Annotated in this window: 18 protein-coding genes; 10 read left to right on the forward strand and 8 right to left on the reverse strand. The window is 60.6% G+C overall.

All coding sequences use genetic code 11. The annotated features are described in order from the left end of the window. Nucleotides 1-55 precede the first annotated feature (55 nt). From B8P98_RS24655 to B8P98_RS24675, 5 genes are read left to right on the forward strand one after another with little or no spacing between them, the layout of a single operon-like run. Nucleotides 56-940, forward strand: a complete 885-nt coding sequence (locus B8P98_RS24655) for a carbohydrate ABC transporter permease (RefSeq protein WP_167382682.1) — start codon at nucleotides 56-58, stop codon at nucleotides 938-940. After that, entirely contained in the window at nucleotides 930-1,817 is an 888-nt protein-coding gene (locus B8P98_RS24660; protein ID WP_095033512.1) for a carbohydrate ABC transporter permease, read from the forward strand. Before B8P98_RS24655 ends, B8P98_RS24660 begins: the two co-directional genes overlap by 11 nt. 10 nt (nucleotides 1,818-1,827) lie before the next feature. After that, nucleotides 1,828-2,652, forward strand: coding sequence for a phosphodiesterase (locus B8P98_RS24665; RefSeq protein WP_095033513.1), 825 nt, complete (start codon nucleotides 1,828-1,830; stop codon nucleotides 2,650-2,652). A gap of 5 nt (nucleotides 2,653-2,657) precedes the next feature. Beyond that, a complete protein-coding gene (locus tag B8P98_RS24670) occupies nucleotides 2,658-3,731 on the forward strand; it encodes an ABC transporter ATP-binding protein (protein ID WP_095033514.1) in 1,074 nt (357 codons plus the stop codon). Next, nucleotides 3,724-5,034: an ABC transporter substrate-binding protein gene (locus B8P98_RS24675; protein WP_025714245.1), complete on the forward strand. Its 1,311-nt coding sequence runs from the start codon at nucleotides 3,724-3,726 to the stop codon at nucleotides 5,032-5,034. Before B8P98_RS24670 ends, B8P98_RS24675 begins: the two co-directional genes overlap by 8 nt. A gap of 186 nt (nucleotides 5,035-5,220) precedes the next feature. Here the strand turns inward: B8P98_RS24675 and iolE are convergent, their stop codons facing one another. The 4 genes from iolE to iolD are packed head-to-tail and all read right to left on the reverse strand — an operon-like array spanning nucleotide 5,221 to nucleotide 10,070. After that, nucleotides 5,221-6,120 carry a myo-inosose-2 dehydratase gene (gene iolE / locus B8P98_RS24680; protein WP_080897673.1) on the reverse strand — a complete coding sequence of 300 codons (900 nt, stop codon included), beginning with the start codon at nucleotides 6,118-6,120 and terminating at the stop codon, nucleotides 5,221-5,223. Nucleotides 6,121-6,143: 23 nt separating this feature from the next. Continuing rightward, nucleotides 6,144-7,028, reverse strand: coding sequence for a sugar phosphate isomerase/epimerase family protein (locus B8P98_RS24685; protein ID WP_064143061.1), 885 nt, complete (start codon nucleotides 7,026-7,028; stop codon nucleotides 6,144-6,146). Between the two features lie 41 nt (nucleotides 7,029-7,069). Further along, on the reverse strand, nucleotides 7,070-8,083 hold the full coding sequence (locus tag B8P98_RS24690) for a Gfo/Idh/MocA family protein (RefSeq protein WP_040169159.1): 1,014 nt from the start codon (nucleotides 8,081-8,083) through the stop codon (nucleotides 7,070-7,072). Between the two features lie 46 nt (nucleotides 8,084-8,129). Continuing rightward, complete coding sequence (gene iolD / locus B8P98_RS24695; protein ID WP_080924704.1) at nucleotides 8,130-10,070, reverse strand: 3D-(3,5/4)-trihydroxycyclohexane-1,2-dione acylhydrolase (decyclizing); 1,941 nt, start codon at nucleotides 10,068-10,070, stop codon at nucleotides 8,130-8,132. A gap of 505 nt (nucleotides 10,071-10,575) precedes the next feature. Between iolD and B8P98_RS24700 the strand changes: the two genes are divergently transcribed. Together B8P98_RS24700 and B8P98_RS24705 are read left to right on the forward strand one after the other, a co-directional pair. Beyond that, entirely contained in the window at nucleotides 10,576-12,489 is a 1,914-nt protein-coding gene (locus tag B8P98_RS24700) for a bifunctional 5-dehydro-2-deoxygluconokinase/5-dehydro-2-deoxyphosphogluconate aldolase (RefSeq protein ID WP_012969075.1), read from the forward strand. A 151-nt stretch (nucleotides 12,490-12,640) separates the two neighbouring features. Then, entirely contained in the window at nucleotides 12,641-13,498 is an 858-nt protein-coding gene (locus B8P98_RS24705; protein WP_004206536.1) for a MurR/RpiR family transcriptional regulator, read from the forward strand. Nucleotides 13,499-14,631: 1,133 nt separating this feature from the next. Here B8P98_RS24705 and iolB read toward each other — a convergent pair. Then, on the reverse strand, nucleotides 14,632-15,441 hold the full coding sequence (iolB, locus tag B8P98_RS24720; RefSeq protein WP_080924703.1) for a 5-deoxy-glucuronate isomerase: 810 nt from the start codon (nucleotides 15,439-15,441) through the stop codon (nucleotides 14,632-14,634). A gap of 18 nt (nucleotides 15,442-15,459) precedes the next feature. Then, nucleotides 15,460-16,965, reverse strand: coding sequence for a CoA-acylating methylmalonate-semialdehyde dehydrogenase (locus B8P98_RS24725; protein ID WP_025714857.1), 1,506 nt, complete (start codon nucleotides 16,963-16,965; stop codon nucleotides 15,460-15,462). A 352-nt stretch (nucleotides 16,966-17,317) separates the two neighbouring features. Here B8P98_RS24725 and B8P98_RS24730 point away from each other — a divergent pair, with 352 nt between their 5' ends. Then, nucleotides 17,318-18,139: a TIM barrel protein gene (locus tag B8P98_RS24730; protein WP_095033515.1), complete on the forward strand. Its 822-nt coding sequence runs from the start codon at nucleotides 17,318-17,320 to the stop codon at nucleotides 18,137-18,139. Between the two features lie 98 nt (nucleotides 18,140-18,237). Continuing rightward, nucleotides 18,238-19,740: a helicase HerA-like C-terminal domain-containing protein gene (locus B8P98_RS24735; protein WP_095033516.1), complete on the forward strand. Its 1,503-nt coding sequence runs from the start codon at nucleotides 18,238-18,240 to the stop codon at nucleotides 19,738-19,740. Between the two features lie 48 nt (nucleotides 19,741-19,788). Here the strand turns inward: B8P98_RS24735 and lptG are convergent, their stop codons facing one another. After that, the gene (gene lptG, locus B8P98_RS24740) at nucleotides 19,789-20,871 is read right to left on the reverse strand and encodes an LPS export ABC transporter permease LptG (RefSeq protein WP_025714860.1); all 1,083 of its coding nucleotides are present in this window, start codon (nucleotides 20,869-20,871) and stop codon (nucleotides 19,789-19,791) included. Further along, nucleotides 20,871-21,968, reverse strand: coding sequence for an LPS export ABC transporter permease LptF (lptF, locus tag B8P98_RS24745; RefSeq protein WP_025714861.1), 1,098 nt, complete (start codon nucleotides 21,966-21,968; stop codon nucleotides 20,871-20,873). Before lptF ends, lptG begins: the two co-directional genes overlap by 1 nt. A gap of 389 nt (nucleotides 21,969-22,357) precedes the next feature. On the opposite strand from lptF, the gene pepA reads away from it, so the two are divergent. Further along, a complete protein-coding gene (gene pepA / locus B8P98_RS24755) occupies nucleotides 22,358-23,869 on the forward strand; it encodes a leucyl aminopeptidase (protein ID WP_002886954.1) in 1,512 nt (503 codons plus the stop codon). Nucleotides 23,870-23,967: the final 98 nt, after the last annotated feature.

Genomic DNA, 23,967 nt, shown 5'->3' on the forward strand with positions numbered 1-23,967 from the left:
TGCCTCTGTAGTCATTGCTTCCCACAATCCGGGCTTCGATAAATGGCTGAACGAGATGCGCGTCACCATGAGAAAGACCTGGCTTCCCTGGCTGATCCTGTCGCCTTCCCTGCTGTTTTTACTGCTGTTTACCTGGTTCCCGCTGGGGCGTTCGGTGTATGACAGCCTGTTTGATACCCGCATGGCCAGCGACGGCGCGCAGTACGTCGGCCTGGATAACTTCGTCCGCCTGTTTGCCGATAACGTCTTCTGGCAGTCGTTGGGCAATAACCTGCTCTATATCCTGCTGACGGTGGTGCCTGGGGTGACGCTCGCCCTGCTGCTGGCGGTCGCCCTGAGCGAGAACCATCGCGTCAACCGCTGGCTGCGCACCGCCTTCTTCTTCCCGATGATTATCCCGATGGTCAGCGCCGCCGCGCTGTGGCTGTTTATCTTTATGCCCGGCCTCGGCCTGCTCGACCACTATCTGGCGAAGCTGTTCGGGCCGATGAACAACAACTGGCTGGGGCGCAGCAACAGCGCGCTGCTGGCCCTGGCGCTGATCGGCGTATGGAAGTTCGCCGGCTACTACATGCTGTTTTTCCTCGCCGGGCTGCAGAGCATTCCGGCCTCGACGCGGGAAGCGGCGCTGATGGAGGGGGCTACCCGCACGCAGGTCTTTTTTAAGGTCACGCTACCGCTGCTGCGCCCGACCCTGAGCTTTGTGATCACCACCGCGCTGATCTACTCCATCACCCAGATCGACCACGTGGCGGTGATGACCCGCGGCGGGCCGGACAACGCCACCACCGTGCTGCTCTATTACATCCAGAATCTCGCCTGGGATACACACGACCTCGGCAAAGCCTCCGCCGCCACCTTCCTGACCCTGACCGGGCTGTTCGCCTTCTCGCTGATTAACCTGAAATTGCTGGAAAAAGGAGCCCACTATGAGCGCTGACATCTCGCCGCTGATGGTCCGCACGCCCGCCGCTACGCGTCCGCTGTGGTTGCGCCTGCGTCGCTCGCAGCCCTTTACCCTGACGGTAATCATGTGCTGCCTGGCGCTGCTATGGGTGAGCCCGTTTATCTGGATGCTGGCCACCTCGTTCAGCGCCACTACCTTCGGCGACGATATGGCGTCGCTGCTGCCGCGCCTGCCGCTGACCCTCGATAACTTCCGCGACGCCTGGAACAGCGCCGACTGGCTGAGCCTGTACGCCAACACCCTTATCTTCACCTTCGGCACCTTCTTCGTGCAGCTGTTGACCATCACCACCGCCGGGTACGTCTTCGCCTGCCACGAATTTCGCGGCAAGCAGACGCTGTTTCTTCTGTTCCTGGTGCAGCTGATGATCATGCCGGTAGTGATGATGGTGCCGAACATGCTGACCCTGAAAACCTTCGGCCTGCTCAACACCCTGACCGGCGTGATGATGCCCTACTTCACCTCGGCGTTTGGCGTGTTTCTGATGCGCCAGGCGTTCCTCGCCATCCCGAAAGAGCTGGAGGAGGCGGCGCTGATGGAGGGCTGCCGCTGGTGGCAGGTGCTGTTCCGCGTACTGCTGCCGATGTCCTGGCCGTCGGTGCTGGCCTTCGCCACCGTTAGCATTACCTACCACTGGAACGAGTACCTGTGGCCGCTGATGATGCTCAACGATCCCGATAAGCAGGTGCTGACCGTCGGGCTGGTCTCCTTCGCCATGGGCGCCGAATCCGGCGGCCAGTGGGGCACCATCGGCGCCGGGACGCTGATGGTCTGCCTGCCGCTGATGCTGGCGTTCATCCTTTTCCAGAAACAGTTCCTGCGAAGCTTCGGCTTCTCCGGGATCAAATAAGGAGTGATTCATGCTGTTAGCGCACATTTCCGATACCCATTTCCGCAGCCGCGGCGAGAAGCTGTACGGCTTTATCGACGTCAATGCCGCCAACGCCGACGTGGTCTCCCAGCTTAACGCGCTGCGCGAGCGCCCGGACGCGGTGGTGGTGAGCGGGGATATCGTCAACTGCGGCCGTCCGGAGGAGTATCAGGTCGCCCGCCAGATCCTCGGCAGCCTGAACTATCCGCTGTATCTGATCCCCGGCAACCACGACGACAAAGCCCATTTTCTGGAGCATCTTCACCCGCTGTGCCCGCAGCTGGGTAACGATCCGCAAAATATGCGCTATGCGGTGGATGACTTCGCCACCCGCCTGCTGTTTATCGACTCCAGTCATGCCGGCACCTCAAAAGGCTGGCTGACCGACGAGACCATCGGCTGGCTGGAAGCGCAGCTGTTCAACGGCGGCGACAAACCGGCAACGGTGTTTATGCACCACCCGCCTCTGCCGCTGGGCAATGCGCAGATGGACCCGATCGCCTGCGAAAACGGCCACCGACTGCTGGCGCTGGTGGAGCGTTTCCCGTCGCTGACGCGCATCTTCTGCGGCCATAACCACAGCCTGACCATGACCCAGTATCGCCAGGCGCTGATCTCCACCATTCCCGGCACCGTCCATCAGGTGCCGTACTGCCACGAAGACACCCGGCCCTATTACGACCTCTCCCCGGCCTCGTGCCTGATGCACCGTCAGGTCGGCGATCAGTGGGTGAGCTACCAGCACTCGCTGGCCCACTACGCCGGGCCGTGGCTGTACGACGAAAACATCAGTTGCCCAACGGAAGAGCGCTAACCGCCATGCTCAGTCTGCAAAACATCAGTAAACGTTTCGACAGCAAACCGGCGCTCAGCGCCCTGTCGCTGGATATTCACGAAGGCGAATTCGTGGTGCTGGTCGGCCCGTCGGGCTGCGGGAAAAGCACCCTGCTGCGCCTGCTCGCCGGGCTGGAGCCGGTCAGCGAAGGCCAAATCTGGCTGCATGATGAGAACATCACCGCCACCACGCCGCGCGAGCGCAACTTCGCGATGATCTTCCAGAACTATGCCCTGTTTCCGCATCTGTCGGTGCGCGACAACATCACCTTCGGCATGAAGGTGCGCAAGGAAGAGAAAAACAGCTGGCAGCCGCGGGTGGACAAAGTGGCGCAGATGCTGCAGCTGGAGGCACTGCTCGACCGCAAACCGGCGAAGCTCTCCGGCGGCCAGCGCCAGCGGGTGGCGATGGCCCGGGCGATCGTGCGCAATCCGCGGCTGTTCCTGATGGACGAGCCGCTCTCCAACCTCGACGCCCGCCTGCGCAGCGAAGTGCGTGACAGCATTATGGCCCTCCATCAGCAGTTGAAAACCAGCACCATCTATGTGACCCACGACCAGACCGAGGCCATGTCGATGGCTGACCGCATCGTGGTGATGAACGGCGGCCACGTGCAACAGGTCGGGCGCCCGGAGTATCTGTATGCCAACCCGGCCAACCTGTTCGTGGCCGGATTTATCGGTTCGCCGGCGATGAACCTGCTGTCGCTGCCCTGCGCCAACGGTGCAGTACTGTTGGGAGAACAGCGCTATCCGCTGCCGCCGCGCCACCGGGATCAGACCCGCGTCTGGCTGGGCGTTCGCCCGGAACATATTACCGACCGCGTGGAGGAGGGCCATCTGCGCCTGCCGGGCACCGTCCTGCAACGAGAACTGATGGGAGCCGATTATCTACTCCACGTCAGCACCCCAATCGGCACCCTGCGCTTTAGCCGCCGCCACCGTGGCACGGTGCCGGAAAAAGGCGAATCGCTAACGATCGGCTTTTCGCCTGCCGATGTGCATCTTTTTCATGCTGAGACCCAGCATAATTTACTGATGGAGTGTAATCATGTTTAAACCCTTAACCGCCCTGACGGTTGGGCTCAGCCTCGCTCTGAGCGGCGCGGCGCTGGCGAAAGAGAAAATAGACTTCATGTTCCCGGCGCCGGTGGACGGCAAGCTGACCATGGAGATGACCCGCGTCATTAAGCAATTCAACGACTCGCAGCAGGATGTCGAAGTGCGCGGGATCTTCACCGGCAACTACGACACCACCAAGATCAAAGCCGAATCGGCGCAGAAGGCCGGCCAGCCGCCGGCACTGGTGATCATGTCCGCCAACTTCACCACCGATCTGGCGCTGAAGGATGAGATCCTGCCGATGGATGAGCTGTTTAAATATGGCGATCAAAAGGCCGGCGATTTTCTGCAAAAGGAATTCTGGCCCGCGATGCATAAGAACGCCCAGGTGATGGGCACCACCTATGCGATCCCGTTCCATAACTCGACGCCGATCCTCTACTACAACAAGACAATGTTCGACCAGGCCGGGATCAAACAGCCGCCGCAGACCTGGGCCGAGCTGCTGGCCGATGCCAAAAAGCTGACCGACGAGAGTAAAGGCCAGTGGGGGATCATGCTGCCGTCGACCAACGACGACTACGGCGGCTGGATCTTCTCGGCGCTGGTGCGCGCCAACGGCGGGAAATACTTTAACGAAGACTATCCGGGCGAGGTCTATTACAACTCGCCGACCGCCATCGGCGCTCTGCGCTTCTGGCAGGATCTGATTTACAAGGACAAGGTGATGCCGTCCGGGGTGCTGAACTCAAAGCAGATCAGCGCTTCATTCTTCTCCGGTAAGCTCGGGATGGCGATGCTCAGCACCGGCGCGCTGGGCTTTATGCGTGAGAACAGCAAAGACTTTGAGCTTGGGGTGGCGATGCTGCCAGCCAAAGAGCAGCGCGCGGTGCCGATCGGCGGCGCCAGCCTGGTGAGCTTTAAAGGCATCAACGAGGCGCAGAAGAAAGCGGCGTATCAGTTCCTAACCTATCTGGTGAGCCCCAACGTGAACGGGGCGTGGAGCCGCTTCACCGGCTACTTCTCGCCGCGCAAGGCGTCATACGATACGCCGGAGATGAAGGCCTATCTGCAGCAGGATCCGCGGGCGGCGATCGCGCTTGAGCAGCTGAAGTACGCCCATCCATGGTACTCCACCTGGGAGACCGTGGCGGTGCGTAAGGCGATGGAGAACCAGCTGGCGGCGGTGGTCAATGATGCCAAAGTGACGCCGGAAGCGGCGGTGCAGGCGGCGCAGAAGGAAGCCGACGCGCTGATGAAACCTTATGTGGATAAGACCGCGCTGGCGGAAGTGAAGTGACGCTTTACCCGTCATCGTCACCCTCACCCTGGCCCTCTCCCTGAGGGAGAGGGGACTGTCCGGCGCCGTGGTTGAGCCCTGAGTCCGGGAGAGGGGGCTGTCCGGCGCTGTGGTTGAGCCCTGAGTCCGGTTGAGGAAGGAAAAAAAGCAGGCCATACCCGGTATGGCCTGAAAATGTCACAACGATTAGATCCCTGCCGTTTCGCGGATATATTTGCGCGCTTTGACGGCGTATTCGAAAGGATTAGCCAGGGCAGGATCCTGCTCGGCTTCCACCACCATCCAGCCTTTATAGCCAGCGTCGTCCAGCAGTTTGAACACTGGACGGAAATCGATCACCCCGTCGCCCGGGACGGTGAAGGTGCCTTTTTTCACGCCGTCGAGGAACGACAGGCCCTCGCGGCGCACCTGGTCAATCACCGGCGGACGGACGTCTTTCAGGTGAACGTGGTTGATGCGCGGCAGATACTTTTTGAGGATCGCCAGCATCGGCGCTTCGCCGCCTTCGGAGTACCAGGCATGGCCGGTATCGAACAGCAGGAAGACGCGCTCGTCCACCAGCGACATAAACTTGTCGATTTCCGCAGTGGTCTGGATGCCGGTGCCCATGTGGTGGTGCAGACAGACCTGCATTCCCTTCTCCGCCGCCAGGCGGCCGAGGGTGTTGTAGCCTTCCGCCACCCGCTGCCACTCTTCTTCGCTGAAGCACGGCTTCGCATCGCCGAGGATCGGTTTATCCAGCCCCTGGATGCTGCCGCTCTGCTCGGAACAGCCAATCACTTTCGCCCCCATCGCATGAAGGAAGTTCATGTGATTGACGAATTCATCAATGGTTTTTTCCCGCTGGCCGTTGGCGAAAAAGGTGCTGAACCAGGCGTTGCAGATCTGAATGCCGCGGATGTCCAGCATCGGCTTGAGGACCGCCGGGTCGCGCGGATATTTGCTGCCGACTTCGCTGCCGGTAAAGCCGGCCAGCGCCATTTCGCTGACGATCTGCTGGAAGGTGTTTTCGCTGCCGAGCTCCGGCATATCATCGTTAGTCCAGCCGATCGGGGCGATAGCCAGTTTGACGTTATCTTTGTTCATAGTAGGGCTCCTGCCGCTGCGCCTTACCGGCGCAGCAATTCACGTTCAATGAGTTCACGGGTTTCCACTGCCTGGTATTTCATTTTTTCCGGGTAGCCAAACAGCGAGGTGGCGACAATCGGCTCCCCGCCGACCTTGAAGGTCTGCTCGGCGAATTTCATTTCGCGCAGGGTGCGGAACAGCGCGTCGAAATCCACATCCCCTTCCCCGACGCCTACGTGCTGGTGCACCACGGCATCCACGCCCGGCGGGTTAACGATATAGCGGCAATGTTTCGTATGATTACGGGTATCCGCAATCAGGACATGGGAGAGATCGCTCCCGGCGTAGCGCAGCATGCTCGCTACGTCACCGACGCCTTTGTCGTAGAAAAAGGTGTGCGGCACGCTGTAGACGTACTTCACGTTATCGCTGCGGAACGACTTCACGATATCGACGGTTTCATTGTTCTCTTCGCAGAAATCCCAGGGATGCGCCTGGATCTCGACGCGGATGCCTTCCCGCTCAAAAATCGGCAACAGCTCTTCCATTGAGCGATAGAACATTTCATCGCAGATCTCAGGCTGATTCGGATCGCCGGAGAACTCGGTGTTAATCACCTGAACGCCCATCTCCACCGCAATTTCCACCAGCCGTTTCCAGTTTTTCACCGCCGCCTGACGGCGCAGTTCGTCCGGGCCGGACCAGCGGTAGACGCAGATAAACGACGACAGCTCATGGCCGGTATCGCGCAGCGCCTGCTTGTACTCCGCCATGATCTCCCGGCTGGCGCGCGGGTGCTTGTAGAACGGGTTAATCTGCGGGTGCGGCGACTGTTCAATGTACTTGTAGCCCCACTCCGCTACCTGATGGACCATGCGGGTGATCCCGAGGTCCTTAATCACATCCACATCAAAGGCAATTTTCATCGTCGTTACCTGTGCAAAGAAGATCCGTCAGCAAAACGTGCTTAACGTTTGTAGAATGCCGGGCACTCAGGCAGCGTCACCTCAACCGGCTCGCTGGTTCCCTGCGCTTTAATGCAGGCATCCGCCGCCACCGACGCCGCGTAGCCGTCCCAGGCCGACGGGCCGTGCAGCTGGCCGGCTTTAACGTCGTTGATAAAGGCCTGCAGCTCGACGTCGTAGGCTTTGATAAAGCGGTCTTTCCAGTCGGTCAGAATGGCGGTCGACAGGCTGGCGGACTTGCGCATCTGGACAGCAGACGGCTCCGGCAGACGGGCAATCCCGGTTTCGCCGACCACTTCGCACTGGATGTCATACCCGTACTGGCAGTTCACGAACACTTCGACGTCGATCAGGGTGCCTTTTTTGGTTTCAAAGGAGACGATCTGCGGATCTTTCAGGCGCGCATGGGTGTGCGAGGTGGAGCGCGGGAAGCGCACCTGTACGGAACGGTAGTCATCGTTCAGCAGCCAGCGCAGTACGTCCAGCTCATGGATCAGGGTGTTGGTGATCGCCATATCGGTGGTGTAGTTCTCGCCGACCGACTGGTTGCGGTGGGCGCAACGCAGCATCAGCGGCGCGCCGATATCGCCATCGTCGATCACTTTTTTCAGCGCCAGATAGCCTTCGTCGTAGGGGCGCATAAAGCCAACCTGCACCAGACGACGGCCGGCCTTCATTTCGGCATCGACGATGCGACGGCAGCCTTCCGCAGACATCGCCAGCGGTTTTTCGCAGAACACCGGCTTACCAGCGGCGATGGCGGCCAGGGTGTACTCTTCGTGGGTCGGGTCCCAGGAGGTGACCAGGATGGCATCGACATCGCTGGCGTTAATCACGTCGTGGCCGTCGGCGTAGACTTCCGCCTGCACGCCCGGCAGCGCGACCGCCGCACGGGCGTTGTCGGCATTGATATCAGACACCGCCACAACGGTGACGCCCTGCAGAACCTGGGTGCAGCGACGGATGTGTTCTTTACCGATAGCGCCAGCGCCGATGACACCTAATTTGAGCGACATAATGGTTTTCTCCGTAAGTCTGTAGGATTCAGGGTAGAGGTTCGTTTTAGTAATCACGCGCCTGGGCGCGCTTTTCATTAATCATTTGCGCCACCTTGCGGATCCGCTCAGAGAGCGCCGTCTGGGCGACCCCGACGTTCCACCAGCTGCCGTATTTGTGCACCATGGTCTTCGGCAGCACTTTAATATCAATCAGGGTGCTGACCGTTTCGCGACGGGCGGCGTCCAGTGCGTGGCGCAGTTCGTCCAGGGTGGTGACGCGCCAGGTTTTGCAGCCGTAGCCGGCGGCGATGGTGGCGAAGTCCACCGGCACCAGGCCGCCCTGCAACTGGCCGGTTTCCGGCTGGCGGTAGCGGAACTCGGTGCCGAAGCTGTCCATCCCGTGCTCCATCTGCAGGTTGTTGATGCAGCCGTTGGCCATGTTGTCGAACAGCACGACGTTGATCTTCGCCCGCTCCTGCAGGGAGGTGACCAGCTCAGAGTGCAGCATCATGAATGAGCCATCGCCGACCAGGGAGTAGACTTCGCTCTGCGGCTGCGCCAGCTTCACGCCCAGCGCGGCGTTGACTTCGTATCCCATGCAGGAGTAGCCGTACTCCACGTGGTAGGTGTTTTCCGCACGGTTGCGCCAGACGCGCTGCAGATCGCCGGGCAGGCTGCCCGCCGCCGCGACGATCACCGCCTCGGCCGGTAGCGTTTCATTCAGTACCCCAAGGACGCTGCTCTGGGTCAGGGTGGAGTCGGTGATCTGGCGGAACTCGCGATACACCGATTCGCGATCGAGATGATCGTCGATCTCCGGCACAAAGGATTTTTCCTGCCACACCGCCTGGTAGACGCGCTGGGTCTCTTTTAACTGTCGGCTCTGCACGCTCTCGATCTGCGCGCCCCAGCCGGCCTGCCAGCCGGTATCCGCCAGCGCCGCGTCGAGGGCGCTCATCGCTTCCCGGGCGTCCGCCAGCATGGCAATGCCGTCCAGCTTCCAGGCGTCGAAGTTGCTGACGTTAATATTCAGGAAACGCACCTCCGGGTGCTGGAAAATCCATTTCGAGGCGGTGGTAAAATCGCTGAAACGGGTGCCGACGCCGATCACCAGGTCGGCCTCTTTCGCCAGCAGGTTCGCCGCCAGGCAGCCCGTCTCGCCGACGCCGCCGACGTTCAGGGGATGAGAAGAGACCACCGTCCCCTTCCCGGCCTGGGTTTCGGCAAAGGGCACCCCGTAGCGCTCGGCGAAACGGGACAGCGCTTCGCCCGCGCCGGAGTATTTCACCCCGCCGCCGCAGACGATCAGCGGTTTACGGCTGGCTTTGATGGCCGCGACGGCGTCCGCCAGCTGCGCGGCGCTGGCCGGGCGGCGGTCGAGACGGTGCACGCGGCGCGTAAAGAAGGATTCCGGGTAGTCCCAGGCTTCGCCCTGCACATCCTGCGGCAGGCACAGCGTCACCGCGCCGGTTTCCGCCGGGTCAGTCAGGACGCGCATGGCGTTGATGCAGGCGCTCATCAGCTGTTCCGGGCGGGTAATGCGGTCCCAGTATTTGCTGACTGCGCGGAAGGCGTCATTGGTGCTGATGCTGAGATCGTAGCTCTGTTCAATCTGCTGGAGCACCGGGTCCGGCTGGCGGGTGGCGAAGACATCACCCGGCAGCAGCAGCAGCGGAATGCGGTTGGCGCTGGCGGTGCCGGCGGCGGTGATCATGTTGGCCGCTCCTGGGCCGATGGAGGAGGTGCAGGCGATAATCTGCCGGCGCAGGGCCTGGCGGGCAAAACCGGTGGCCGCGTGGGCCATCCCCTGCTCGTTACGCCCCTGATAGACGCGCATATCGCCGCTGTCCTGCTCCAGCGCCTGCCCCAGCCCCAGGACGTTGCCATGGCCGAAAATCGCGAAAATGCCTTTCACGAATTTCAGCTCTACGCCATCCACTTCCAGGTACTGGTTATCGAGGAACTTCACCAGCGCCTGCGCCGTTGTCAGTCTCAGTTTGCCCATGATGCACAATCCTTATTGTTCAGTATTTGTGTGTGGCGTCGCGCCGATGCCGCCGGGGCCGTCGTTCACGTCACTGGAATACCTGTGGATTATAGGCAAACATTTTTTTCATTAAATACAAATACAGAAGAAATATTTCATTTTGCGAGAGGGATCAAACTCTCTACCCATTTCATACGTTTCACTTACATTCCAGACACGTTTTCGGACCCTTTTTTGCCGCGCCACACGGCCATATCCCCTTAAAAATCATAGGTAAAGAAACCGCTTCCGGCGTTTCATTTTCCCCTGGGGCGACAGAGGGGACGATCCACGCTCACGCGAGGCTCAGTGCGGCAGAGTGGTAGATCCCTCACACTTTTGGTTTTTTAATTTCGAACGAGTTTGCAAATGAAATATTTATTTCTCAAACTAAGGGTAACCAATAACCCTCAGGCTGTTCACGGAGTCGACGTCGGTATCCCGACCCTTCCAGGCAGCAGACACCAAAAAGGAAATCCTAGCTATGAATGCAGCAGTAAAGCGGCTCGACGTCATCTGTATAGGTCGGGTGGCCGTCGACCTCTATGCCCAGCAGATCGGTTCGCGGCTAGAAGACGTTGCCAGTTTCGCGAAATATCTGGGCGGCTCCTCCGGCAACGTGGCCTTTGGCACCGCGATTCAGGGGCTGAAATCGGCCATGCTGGCGCGCGTTGGCGATGAACACAACGGCCGTTTCCTGCGCGAAACGCTCAACCGCGCCGGGGTGGATACCGAGTATCTGATTACCGACAAATCCCGCCTGACCGCGCTGGTGATGCTGGGGATTAAGGATCAGGAGACCTTCCCCCTGATTTTCTACCGCGATAACTGCGCCGATATGGCCTTAACGCCTGACGACATCAGCGAGGAGTATATTGCCTCCTCCCGGGCGCTGGCGGTGACCGGCACCCATCTGTCGCACGCCAACACCCGCGCCGCGGTGCTGAAGGCGCTGGAATACGCTCGCCGTCACGGCCTGCGTACCGCGCTGGATATCGATTACCGTCCGGTGCTGTGGGGGCTCACCTCGCTCGGGGATGGCGAAACGCGCTTCATTGAGTCCGGGCCGGTCACCAGCCAGCTGCAGGAAGTGCTGCATCTGTTCGATTTGGTGGTGGGAACCGAAGAAGAGTTTCATATTGCCGGGGGCAGCACCGATACCCTGACCGCGCTGAAAAATGTGCGTAATGCCACCAAAGCCACCCTCGTGTGCAAGCGCGGGCCGATGGGCTGCGTGGTGCTGGAAGGCGATATCCCGGACAGCTGGGACCAGGTGCCGCTGCAGCAGGGCGTGCGCGTGGAAGTCCTCAACGTGCTGGGCGCCGGGGATGCCTTTATGTCGGGCCTTCTGCGCGGCTGGCTCAACGACGAAGGCTGGGAGCAGGCTTGCCGTTACGCCAACGCCTGCGGGGCGCTGGTGGTCTCCCGCCACGGCTGCGCGCCGGCGATGCCCACCAAAGTCGAACTCGATGACTACCTGCTGCGCGCCGAATCGGTGCCGCGCCCGGACGTCGACGAGCGCCTCAACCACCTGCACCGGGTCACCAGCCGCCGTCAGCAGTGGCCGGAGCTGTGCATTTTCGCCTTCGACCATCGCAAACAGCTGGCCGACCTGGCGCGGGAGACCGGGCGCGATGAAGCCTGCATTCCGCAGCTCAAGCTGTTGTTGTTAGCCGCGGCCGAAGCGGCGGCGCAGGAGGCGGGTCTCGATCAGCGCAGCGGCATTCTGGCCGACGGCACCTACGGCCAACGTGCGCTGAACGCCATTACCGGCAAGGGCTGGTGGATCGGGCGCCCCATCGAACTGCCCAGCTCGCGACCGCTGCGTCTGGAGCATGGCAACATCGGCTCGCAGCTGATCGACTGGCCGCTGGAGCATGTCGTCAAATGCCTGGTCTTCTATCACCCTGCCGACCCGGCGGCGCTGCGTGAAGAGCAGGACGCCCTGCTGCTCGAGGTGTGGCAGGCCTGTAACAAGTCAGGCCATGAACTGCTGCTGGAGGTGATCCTGCCGGAAAATGGCCCGGACAAAGACGAGCGCCATTACCACACCATGCTGGAGCACTTCTATCAGCTGGGGATCAAGCCGGACTGGTGGAAGCTGCCGCCGCTCTCCAGCGCCAGCTGGCAGCAGATCACCGCCCTTATCGAGCGCGAAGATCCGTGGAGCCGCGGGATCCTGATCCTCGGCCTCGACGCGCCTTCCGACAAACTGCGCGCCGGTTTCGCCGAGGCGGCCGCACACCCGATGATCAAAGGTTTCGCCGTCGGGCGTACCATCTTTGGCCAGCCGTCGCGGCGCTGGATGCAGGGTGAGCTCAGCGATGAGGCCCTGATAGAGGAAGTGAAACGCAACTATCTGACGCTTATTGGCTACTGGCGCGAAGCCCGCCGCTGATCCCCCAACGCCCGTCTCTGTCACCTTGCGGAGCGGGCGTTTTTCTGTTTCTTCGTGAAATGAATCGCGTATTTCGTCGCAATAAATGAAAAATTCGCTTCATTTGGTACACTGGAAGCCATATTCCTTCCATTTTCTCAGAGCGCACTCTATGGCCAATAACCCAACACAGCTGACCATCCTGCAGGATGAAATCAGGCGTCGCTACGATACGTTAAGCAAACGCCTGAAACAGGTCGCCCGCTATATCCTTGATAACAGCAATAGCGTGGCTTTCGATACCGTGGCCTCCATAGCGCAACAGGCGGATGTTCCCCCTTCCACATTGATTCGTTTTGCCAACGCCTTCGGCTTCAGCGGCTTTAACGAAATGAAACAGATGTTCAAGCAACATTTGATGGAAGAGACCGCCAACTATACCGAGCGCGCCCGTCTGTTCCGCCAGACCACCAGCGATGAATCCAGCCCGCCGGAAACGCCGACGGAAATCCTCAATATGTTCACGATGGTGAACAACCAGGCGCTGCAGCAGCTGGCGATGCAGACCTCCAGCGATGAGCTTGAGCGCGCGGTGGCCCTGCTGGGCGAGGCGGAAAATATTTACGTCATTGGCCTGCGCCGGTCGTTCAGCGTCGCCTCCTATCTGACCTATGCGCTGCGCCACCTCGATCGCAAAGCCTTTCTGATCGACGGCCTCGGCGGCATGTTCACCGAGCAGCTGAGTCTGGTCGGCCCGAAAGACGTGGTGGTGGCGGTGAGCTTCTCGCCGTACGCGCGGGAAGTGGTCGAGCTGGTGGAGCTGGGCGCGCAGCGCAAAGCGCGGCAGATCGCCATTACCGACAGCCAGGTCAGCCCGCTGGCGGCCTTCAGCGATGTCTGCTTTGTGGTGCGTGAAGCGCAGGTAGATGGTTTCCGCTCGCAGGTTGCTTCCCTGTGTCTGGCCCAGACGCTGGCGGTTTCGCTGGCGCTGAACAGCAGCCAGGAGTCCGAGGCCAAGCAGAAGGCGTGAGATAGGCTGCCTGGCGGCGCTGTATAAGCCTGCGGGAGGATCCCGTAGGCCGGATAAGGCATTTATGCCGCCATCCGGCACAAAAATGGCTGCGTGCCCGCTGTCATCGCCCGGCGGCGCTGCGTTTGTCGCATGTGATTTCAGCACACATTGCGCTCCCGGTTAGTCTTCTGCGTTATGTCTCTTACGGCGCAGGGAGCGCACAGGGGGCGGCCAGTCGCCGCCGCCCCCTGTACCCCCGGGCTCCGGCCAGCAACATCGCCGCTACGCGGTCCCTTCGACTTATCCCTGCAGGCTTCGGGTCGGGCCGAGGCAGCGTCCGTGCAAAACACGGCCCTCAGCCCGCATCCATGCGGGCTGCCCCGGCCTTCCGGGAACGTCTCAGCGATGTTGAGGCCGTCAGCACCGGCAGTTTCAGCAAGAATGGTGAATAAATTAGGCAGGTCGCACGAATCGTAGGCCGGATAAGCATAGCGCCATCCGGCACAAGACGGGTATGGCGCCGGAGGTGTCCTGCCCGGCGGCGCTGCGCTTGCCGGGCCTGGGGTATATGCGCCTGTGGGGTGCCGGAGATACTGTTATTGGTATGCAACTTTATTAATCCGGGGAAAGCGTTTGTCGCATGTGATTTCAGCGCACATTGCGCTCCCGGTTAATCGTCTGCGTTATGTCACTCATGGCGCAGGGAGCGCACAGGGGGCGGCCAGTCGCCGCCGCCCCCTGTACCCCCGGGCTCCGGCCAGCAACATCGCCGCTACGCGGTTCCTTCGACTTATCCCTGCAGGCTTCGGGTCGGGCCGAGGCAGCGTCCGTGCAAAACACGGCCCTCAGCCCGCATCCATGCGGGCTGCCCCGGCCTTCCGGGAACGTCTCAGCGATGTTGAGGCCGTCAGCACCGGCAGTTTCAGCAACAATGGTGAATAAATTAGGCAGGTCGCACGAACCGTAGGCCGGGCAAGGCGTGAGCCGCCGCCCGGCACAAGACGGGTATGGCGCCGGAGCTTGCCGGGCGTGGGAGTGGGAGTGGGAGTGGGATTCTGCGGAGCGTTTCGCTAAAAACACCCGCCACCCTCAAATAAGAAGGCCGGTTAGCATCGCTAACCGGCCTTTTTTATCCGCTTCCGCGCAACGTATCAGTCATGGCGCGGGTACTCCGGCGTGTTGATCCAGGCGTGGTCATCTTCCCAGGTAAACAACCATTTCCGATCCGGCCCGGCCATCACGTTCAGATAGTAGCTGTCGTAACCGGCAATCGCCGCCACCGGGTGGTAACCGCGCGGCACCATCACCACATCGTGGTTGTAGGGCGCCATGCAGGCGTCCAGGCTGCGGTCGTCGGTGTAGACCCGCTGGAAGGCAAAGCCCTGCGGGGGATCGAAGCGGTGATAGTAAGTCTCTTCCAGCTGCGTCTCTTTGCCCGGCTGGGCGGTATCATGCTTATGCGACGGCCACGAACTGGTGGCCCCCTCGTCGGTGTACACCTCCACCACCAGCAGGCAGTCCGCCTCGGCGCTGTCCGGCAGAATATTATGCACCCGGCGCTGGTTGCGCCCTTTCCCGCGGTGCTCTACGCCGACGTCTTCCGGCCGAATGAGGCGTGCCGGGAAGCTGCCTTTACCCGGCGCGCTGCATACCGCCAGCTCCAGATCGGAATCGGCGGTTACCTCGACTTTATCCTGCGGCGGCACGTAGACCGACCACGGCGGGATACGTTCAAACGGCGACATCCGTTTACCGAGATTCGGGAAATCGGCGTGCTGCGTTTTCACCGACGCCAGCCCGGCGACCAGCACCAGGCACAGCTCGCGATCGCCGCTCTCCAGCGTCACGGTCTGCCCTTTTTTCAACATCCAGACATCAAAGCCGATATAGCGCCAACCGGCGCTTTGCGGCGTAATATGCTGGATCTGTCCCTCTTTTCGCGATTTAGCCAGTAACGACATGGCGCTCTCCTTCGCCGATTAACCTAATGTCGGCATGCTGAATTCAGATACGGTTTGCTGCCCTGCCGGCCAGCGTACGGTGGCGGTCTTCATACGTGTGTAGAAGCGCACGCCGTCCGGCCCGTGGACGTTCAACGCGCCAAACACCGAGCGCTTCCAGCCGCCGAAGCTGTGGAACGCCATCGGCACCGGGACCGGCACGTTCACTCCAACCATCCCCGCCTGCACGTCGTGGACGAATTCACGCGCGGTATGACCGTTGCTGGTGAAAACGGCGCTGCCGTTGCCAAATTCGTGGCTGTTGACCAGCTCCAGGGCGCTGTCATAGTCCGCTGCGCGCACAATTCCCAGCACCGGGCCAAAGATCTCTTCGCGCCAGATGGTCATCTCCGGAGTGACGTGATCGAACAGGGTGCCACCGACATAATAGCCTGCCTCATAACCCGGCACGCGCAGTTTGCGGCCATCGACCACCAGTTTTGCCCCTTCGCTTTCGCCTTTATCAATATAGCCGAGCACTTTTTTCTGGTGAGTATCAGACACCACCGGCCCCATCTCGTTCTCTTCCTGGCCGCGCATGCAGCCCGGGCCCACTTTCAGCGCTTCCACCAGCGGCTTCAGGCGGGCGATCAGTTTGTCGGCAGTTTCATCTCCCACCGCCACCACCACCGGCAGCGCCATGCAGCGCTCGCCAGCGGAGCCGAAGGCGCCGCCCATAATGGCGTTAACGGTGGCGTCGAGATCGGCATCCGGCATCACAATCGCGTGGTTCTTGGCGGCGCCAAACGCCTGCACGCGCTTGCCGTGGGCGCTGGCGGTCTTGTAGATATACTCCGCCACGCCGGAGGAGCCAACGAAGCTTACTGCCGCAATGCGCGGATCGGTATACAGCTGCTCGGCATCTTCATTGCTGCAGTGCACGACGTTAAACACGCCGTCCGGCAGACCGGCCTCTTTCAGCAGCTCTGCCAGGCGCACGGCGGCCGTCGGCGCCAGCGCGGGCGGCTTGAGGACGAAGCTGTTGCCGCAGGCCAGCGCCAGCGGGAACATCCACATCGGCACCATCGCCGGGAAGTTGAACGGGGTGATCCCGGCCACCACGCCCAGGGGCTGCATCAGCGAATAGCTGTCGACGCCGGTGCCGACGTCAGAGGAGTATTCGCCTTTAATCAGGTGCGGGATCCCGCAGGCGAATTCGACTACCTCCATGCCGCGGGTCAGCTCGCCCAGCGCATCCGACCACACCTTGCCGTGCTCGCTGACGATGATCCCGGCCAGCTCTTCCACGTGCTGTTCCAGCAACATTTTGAAGTTGAACAGCACGCGGGCGCGGCGCAGCGGCGTGGTACGGGACCAGCTGTCAAACGCATCGCGAGCAACCTGAATCGCCTCGGAGACTTCCTGCGCGGTCGACACCGTGACTTCGCGCACCGCTTTGCCCGTCGCCGGGTCATACACCGGCATCGTTTCGTTGCTGCTGCTGATAACGGTTTTCCCGCCAATAAAGTTTCCTGTGATCGTCATGTTCTCGCCTCATAGTGAAGGGGGCCAACACACACCGGCCCGTCGCTGATTCTGCTGTGCTATAACCGTAGTAAAATGAAATTTATATTTCAACATTGTTGTGAAATGAAATTCCATTTTGGTGATAACAGTCGCATTTTGCGCTGACCGATCGCCTGTGCGTTTCCCGCATCGCGCCTTGTCGTCTCATGGCGCCAGGCTTCCCGCCGCTGTCGCTTCCGCAGTCGGGACCAGTGATATTTTGCGAGACAGCTCAAACATTCATCATTTCCATTCTTGCTAATTTTGAAATAAACGTTTTGACTGTTAGCCAATTGAACGAACCTCCCCCCTCTTCCGTCAGGAGTGTCTTATGGCCATCGCAATGCAACGTTTTTGTATTAACCGCAAAATCGCGCCAGCGCTCAGCATTGAAGCGTTTTTCCGTCTGGTGAACCGTCTGGGCCTGAATAAGGTCGAGCTGCGCAACGATTTACCCAGCGGAAAAGTGACCGACGATCTGAGCCATCAGCAGGTGCGCGAGCTGGCGGCGCGCTACCACATCGAGATCCTGACGATTAACGCGGTCTACCCCTTTAACCGTCGTAGCGAAGAGGTACGGCAGCTGACCGAATCGCTGCTGAAAGAGGCCCAGGCCATCGGCGCCAAATCGCTGGTGCTCTGTCCGCTCAACGACGGCAGCGAGGTGCCGGCCAGCGACACCCTGGGCGCCCTGCGCGACCTGGCGCCGCTGTTCGCCTTCTACGGCATCCACGGCCTGGTGGAGCCGCTGGGCTTCCCGCAAAGCTCGCTGCGTTCTGCACACCAGGCGCAGACGCTAATTCACGATGCCCGCGTGCCGTTTAAGCTGCTGATCGACACCTTCCATCACCATCTCTACCCGCAGGCGGAGGAGGAGTTCAGCCAGGTGGAGATAGCGGACATCGGTCTGGTCCACCTCTCCGGGGTGGACGATCCCCGTCCGCGCGAGCAGCTCACCGATGCCGAGCGCATCATGCTGACCCCACAGGATCGTCTCGGCACCTGCGAGCAGGTTAAAGCGCTGGAAGCCCGCGGCTATCAGGGGGTGTACGCTTTTGAGCCCTTCGCGCCCGAGCTGGCGCAGTGGAGCGAAGCGGATATCGAGCGAGAAATTGAGCAGAGCATCGCGCTTATTCAACGCCACTGCGCCTGAGGCCTGCTCTGGACAGCGTGCGCGGCGCGTGACGATTTCCCCAACGCCGGCCGACGAGGTTGCCTATAATCGTCGCAGGATAAATGGAGGAATCGATCATGAGCTCACCCCTGTTGATTGCGCGCACGCTGGATAACGCGCTGTATTTGCTGCCCGCAATGGCCAACCGCCATGGGCTGATCACCGGTGCGACCGGCACCGGTAAAACTGTCACCCTGCAGAAGCTGGCTGAGTCGTTCTCGGAGATTGGCGTGCCGGTATTTATGGCCGACGTCAAGGGCGACCTGACCGGCATTGCCGCCGCGGGGCAGAGCTCAGAGAAACTGCAGGCGCGGCTGGAGAAGATCGGCGTCAGCGACTGGGAGCCGCACGCCAACCCGGTGGTGCTCTGGGATATCTTTGGCGAGAAGGGTCACCCGGTTCGGGCGACGGTCTCCGATCTCGGCCCCCTGCTGCTGGCGCGCCTGCTCAATCTCAACGAGGTGCAGAGCGGCGTGCTGAACATTATTTTTCGCATCGCGGACGACCGCGGCCTGCTGCTGCTCGACTTCAAAGACCTCCGCGCCATCACCCAGTTTATTGGCGACAACGCTAAATCGTTCCAGAACCAGTACGGCAATATCAGCAGCGCCTCGATCGGCGCCATCCAGCGCGGGCTGTTGACCCTGGAGCAACAGGGCGCCGAGCACTTCTTCGGCGAGCCGATGCTGGATATCGCCGACTGGATGCGCGTCGATGCCAGCGGTAAAGGGGTGATCAATATCCTCAGCGCCGAAAAGCTCTACCAGATGCCGAAGCTCTACGCCGCCAGCCTGCTGTGGATGCTTTCCGAGCTTTACGAGCGTCTGCCGGAGGCGGGCGATCTCGACAAGCCCAAACTGGTGTTTTTCTTCGATGAGGCACATCTGCTGTTCAACGACGCGCCGCAGGTGCTGCTGGATAAAATCGAGCAGGTGATCCGCCTTATCCGCTCCAAGGGCGTCGGCGTCTACTTTGTCTCGCAGAACCCGGCGGATATTCCCGACGCGGTGCTCGGCCAGCTGGGCAACCGCGTACAGCATGCCCTGCGCGCCTTTACGCCAAAGGACCAGAAGGCGGTGAAAACCGCCGCCCAGACCATGCGCGCCAATCCGGCCTTCAGTACCGAGCAGGCGATTCAGGAGCTGGGCACCGGCGAGGCGCTGATCTCCTTCCTCGATGAGAAAGGCAGCCCGTCGGTGGTCGAGCGGGCGATGGTGATCGCTCCCTGCTCGCGGATGGGACCGGTCAGCGATGACGAACGCAATGGCCTGCTGAACCACTCGCCGCTGTACGGCAAGTATGAGGAGGAGGTGAACCGCGAGTCGGCCTTCGAGATGCTGCAGCAAGGGGTGCAGGTCGCCACCGGGCAGCAGTCGGCCCCGCCGGCGAAGGGCCAGCAGAGCGGCGATGACGACGGGCTGCTCGGCGGCCTGAAAGATATCCTGTTCGGCAGCACCGGCCCGCGCGGCGGTAAACGCGACGGTATCGTGCAGACCGCAGCGAAAAGCGCGGTTCGCCAGGTCACCAATCAGATCGTCCGCGGCATGCTGGGCAGCCTGCTGGGCGGCCGCAAGCGCTAAAAAAAAGCCCCCTCATCGCTGAGGGGGCTTACGTTTCAGGCTTACCCGCTAGGCCTTGCGCATCATCAGCCAGAGGCTTATCAGGAAGAAGCTGGCGCTCGGCAACAGCGCGCCGATGATCGGCGGGATGCCGTAGACCAGGGTCAGCGGGCCGAAAATCTGGTCCAGTACGTAGAAGATAAAGCCGAAGCTAATCCCCGTCACCACCCGCACGCCCATCGGCACGCTACGCAGCGGGCCAAAGATAAACGACAGCGCCATCAGCATCATCACCGCCACCGACAGCGGCTGGAAGATTTTGCTCCACATATTGAGCTGGTAGCGTCCCGGATCCTGGCCGCTGGACTTCAGGTATTTCACATAGTTGTGCAGGCCGCTGATCGACAGCGCATCCGGATCCAGGGCAACCACGCCGAGCTTATCCGGCGTCAGGTTGGTTTTCCAGGTGCCGCTCACCATCTGCGACCCGGTCACCTGCTTTGGATCGGTCAGGTCGGATTCATCCACCTGCGACAGGCGCCAGACTTTATTTTCGCTATCGAACTTCGCCGAGGCGGCATAGCGCACCGACTGTAAACGACGCTCCGGGTTGAAGGCATAGATGCTGACGCCGCCCAGCTCATCGTTCCCTTTCACCCGTTCGATATAGACAAAGTTATGGCCATCTTTCGCCCACAGCCCCTGTTGGGTTGAGAGCAGCGAACCGCCGTACATCTGCTGGGCACGGTAGTTACGCGCCATCTGTTCGCCCTGCGGCGCCACCCACTCACCGATCGCCATGGTCAACAGCACCAGCGGGATCGCGGTTTTCATCACCGCCAGCGCCACCTGCATCCGGGTGAAACCGGACGCCTGCATCACCACCAGTTCGCTGCGCTGGGCCAGCATCCCCAGCCCCAGCAGCGCGCCAAGCAGCGCCGCCATCGGGAAGAAGATCTGGATGTCTTTCGGCACGCTAAGGATGGTGTAGAGACCTGCGCCCAGCGCATCGTAGCTCCCCTGCCCGGACTTTTTCAGCTGATCGACAAACTTGATAATGCCGGAGAGCGACACCAGCATGAACAGCGTCATCATGATGGTGTTGAAAATCGTCTTACCGATATAACGGTCAAGTACGCCAAACGCCTGCATCAGGCCGCTCCTTTATTAAAACGGGCGCGGAAGCGGCGCATCGGCACCGTATCCCACAGGTTTAACAGCACCGCCAGCGCAAAATAGAGCAGGTTAATCGCCCACATCCAGATAGCCGGGTCCATTTTGCCTTTGCCGCCGTTCGACTTAATCGACGTCTGCAACAGGAAGAACACCAGGTAGAGCAGCATCGCCGGCAGCATCGACAGTACGCGCCCCTGACGCGGGTTCACCACGCTGAGCGGCACCACCATCAGCGCCATAATGAAGACGGTCGCCACCAGCGTGAAGCGCCAGTGCAGTTCGGCGCGCGCGCGGTCGGTGTGGGTTTGCCACAAGGTGCGCATATCCATCTGTTCGGTGTCGTCCGGATCGGCGCTCACCGCCTGGTGGCCGATAATAGCCTGATAGTTATTGAAATCGGTAATGCGGAAGTCGCGCAGCATCGCAGTGCCTTCAAAGCGGGTGCCCTTGTTGAGGGTCACCACCTGCGAACCGTCTTTCTGCTGCGACAGCTCGCCGGAATCCGCCACCACCACGGAGGGGCGTGCATTGCCTTTCGGACGCAGCTGGGCAAGGAAAACGTCATGGAAGCGACTGCCGTTGACGTTCTCAATAAACATCACCGCGTTTCCATCGCTGGCCTGCTGGAACTGGCCCTGAGCCAGCGCCGCCATGCCGGGGTTGGCCTTGGCTTCCGCCAGCACTTCATCCTGATGGCGAGACGACCACGGCCCCGCCCACATGACGTTGACCGCCGCCACCGCGCCGGTGAATAGCGCGAGGATCATCGCCGCCTTGATCAGCACGGCTTTACTCAGGCCGCAGGCGTGCATCACCGTAATTTCGCTTTCGGTGTACAACTTGCCCAGGGTCATCAGCAGGCCAAGGAACAGACTTAACGGCAGGATAAGCTGCGCCATCTCCGGGATGCCGAGCCCCAACAGCGAGAGCACCAGATTGGTTGGGATATCGCCATCCACCGCAGCGCCGAGGATCCTGACTAATTTCTGACAAAAGAAAATCAGTAACAGGATGAATAGGATCGCCAACTGGCTTTTCAGCGTCTCACGAACCAGATATCTTATGATTATCACTATAAATACGCCCGTAAAAACCCGTTTTAGTGCAGGAAAATTGCTTGTTTCATGGCTTAAACGTCATTTATTCTCTTTGGTCGTCGAAAACGTCGCTAAGATTAAATGACTCATCGGTTCTGCATGTCAGGATCTTTTCTGACGAACCCAGGCCTTAATAACGTTAAGATTAACACGAAGTCACCGCAACAGCGGATATGAGTTACGAAAGCTTGCAATTATATACTCAATGGATTTCGAGTTGTAAGAAGGCAGCAGGGCTGTGGCCCCAGACGCGCACAATGTGCCACGTCAGGGTAAGCAGGCGCAGCCGGCGCATCTGCAACTTGAAAGGCGACGAGTATAGCCGTAGCCACCACTGTTGTCTTTAAGATTCAGGAGCATAGTGCATGGAGTTCAGTGTAAAAAGCGGTAGCCCGGAGAAGCAGCGGAGCGCCTGTATCGTGGTCGGCGTCTTTGAACCACGTCGCCTCTCCCCCATCGCCGAACAACTCGATAAAATCAGCGACGGCTACATCAGCGCCCTGCTGCGTCGCGGCGAGCTGGAAGGCAAACCTGGCCAGACGTTATTGCTGCACCATGTGCCAAACATTCTGTCTGAGCGCATTCTGCTGATTGGCTGCGGCAAAGAGCGCGAGCTGGATGAGCGCCAGTATAAGCAGGTCATCCAGAAAACCATCAATACCCTGAATGATACCGGCTCAATGGAGGCGGTCTGCTTCCTGACCGAGCTGCACGTCAAAGGCCGTAACAACTACTGGAAAGTTCGCCAGGCCGTTGAAACCGCCAAAGAGACGCTGTACAGCTTCGACCAGCTGAAGACCAACAAAAGCGAGCCGCGTCGCCCGCTGCGTAAAATGGTCTTCAACGTCCCGACCCGTCGTGAACTCACCAGCGGCGAACGCGCCATTCAGCATGGCCTGGCGATTGCCGCCGGCATCAAAGCGGCGAAGGATCTCGGCAATATGCCGCCGAATATCTGTAACGCCGCCTATCTGGCCTCTCAGGCGCGCCAGCTGGCCGACACCTATAGCAAAAACGTCATCACCCGGGTGATCGGCGAACAGCAGATGCGCGAGCTGGGAATGAACGCCTATCTCGCCGTCGGCAACGGTTCGCAGAACGAGTCGCTGATGTCGGTCATCGAATATAAAGGTAACCCGGCTGAAGACGCGCGCCCTATCGTGCTGGTCGGTAAAGGCCTGACCTTCGACTCCGGCGGCATCTCCATTAAGCCGGCCGAAGGCATGGACGAGATGAAGTACGACATGTGCGGCGCGGCGGCGGTGTACGGCGTGATGCGGATGGTCGCCGAACTGCAGCTGCCGCTGAACGTCATCGGCGTGCTGGCGGGCTGTGAAAACATGCCTGGCGGTCGCGCCTATCGTCCGGGTGACGTCCTGACCACCATGTCCGGCCAGACGGTGGAAGTCCTGAACACCGACGCCGAAGGCCGTCTGGTGCTGTGCGACGTCCTGACCTACGTCGAGCGCTTCGAGCCGGAAGCGGTTATCGATGTGGCGACGCTGACCGGCGCCTGCGTGATTGCCCTCGGCCATCACATCACCGGCCTGATGTCGAACCATAACCCGCTGGCTCATGAGCTGATCGGCGCCTCCGAACTGGCCGGCGACCGCGCTTGGCGTCTGCCGCTGGCCGACGAGTTCCAGGATCAGCTGGAGTCGAACTTTGCCGATATGGCGAACATCGGCGGCCGTCCTGGCGGCGCAATCACCGCTGGCTGCTTCCTGTCGCGCTTTACCCGCAAGTACAACTGGGCGCACCTCGACATCGCCGGTACCGCCTGGCGTTCCGGTAAGGCCAAAGGCGCGACCGGCCGTCCGGTGGCGCTGCTGTCGCAGTTCCTGCTCAATCGTGCGGGTTTTAACGGCGAAGAGTGATTGCCGTCTGATGCCCGGTGGCGCTACGCTTACCGGGCCTACGGAAAGATGCCGTTTGTAGGCCGGGTAAGCGTAGCGCCACCCGGCTTTGCATTTAA

The sequence above is a fragment of the Klebsiella quasivariicola genome, from assembly GCF_002269255.1.
Classification (GTDB): Bacteria; Pseudomonadota; Gammaproteobacteria; order Enterobacterales; family Enterobacteriaceae; genus Klebsiella; species Klebsiella quasivariicola.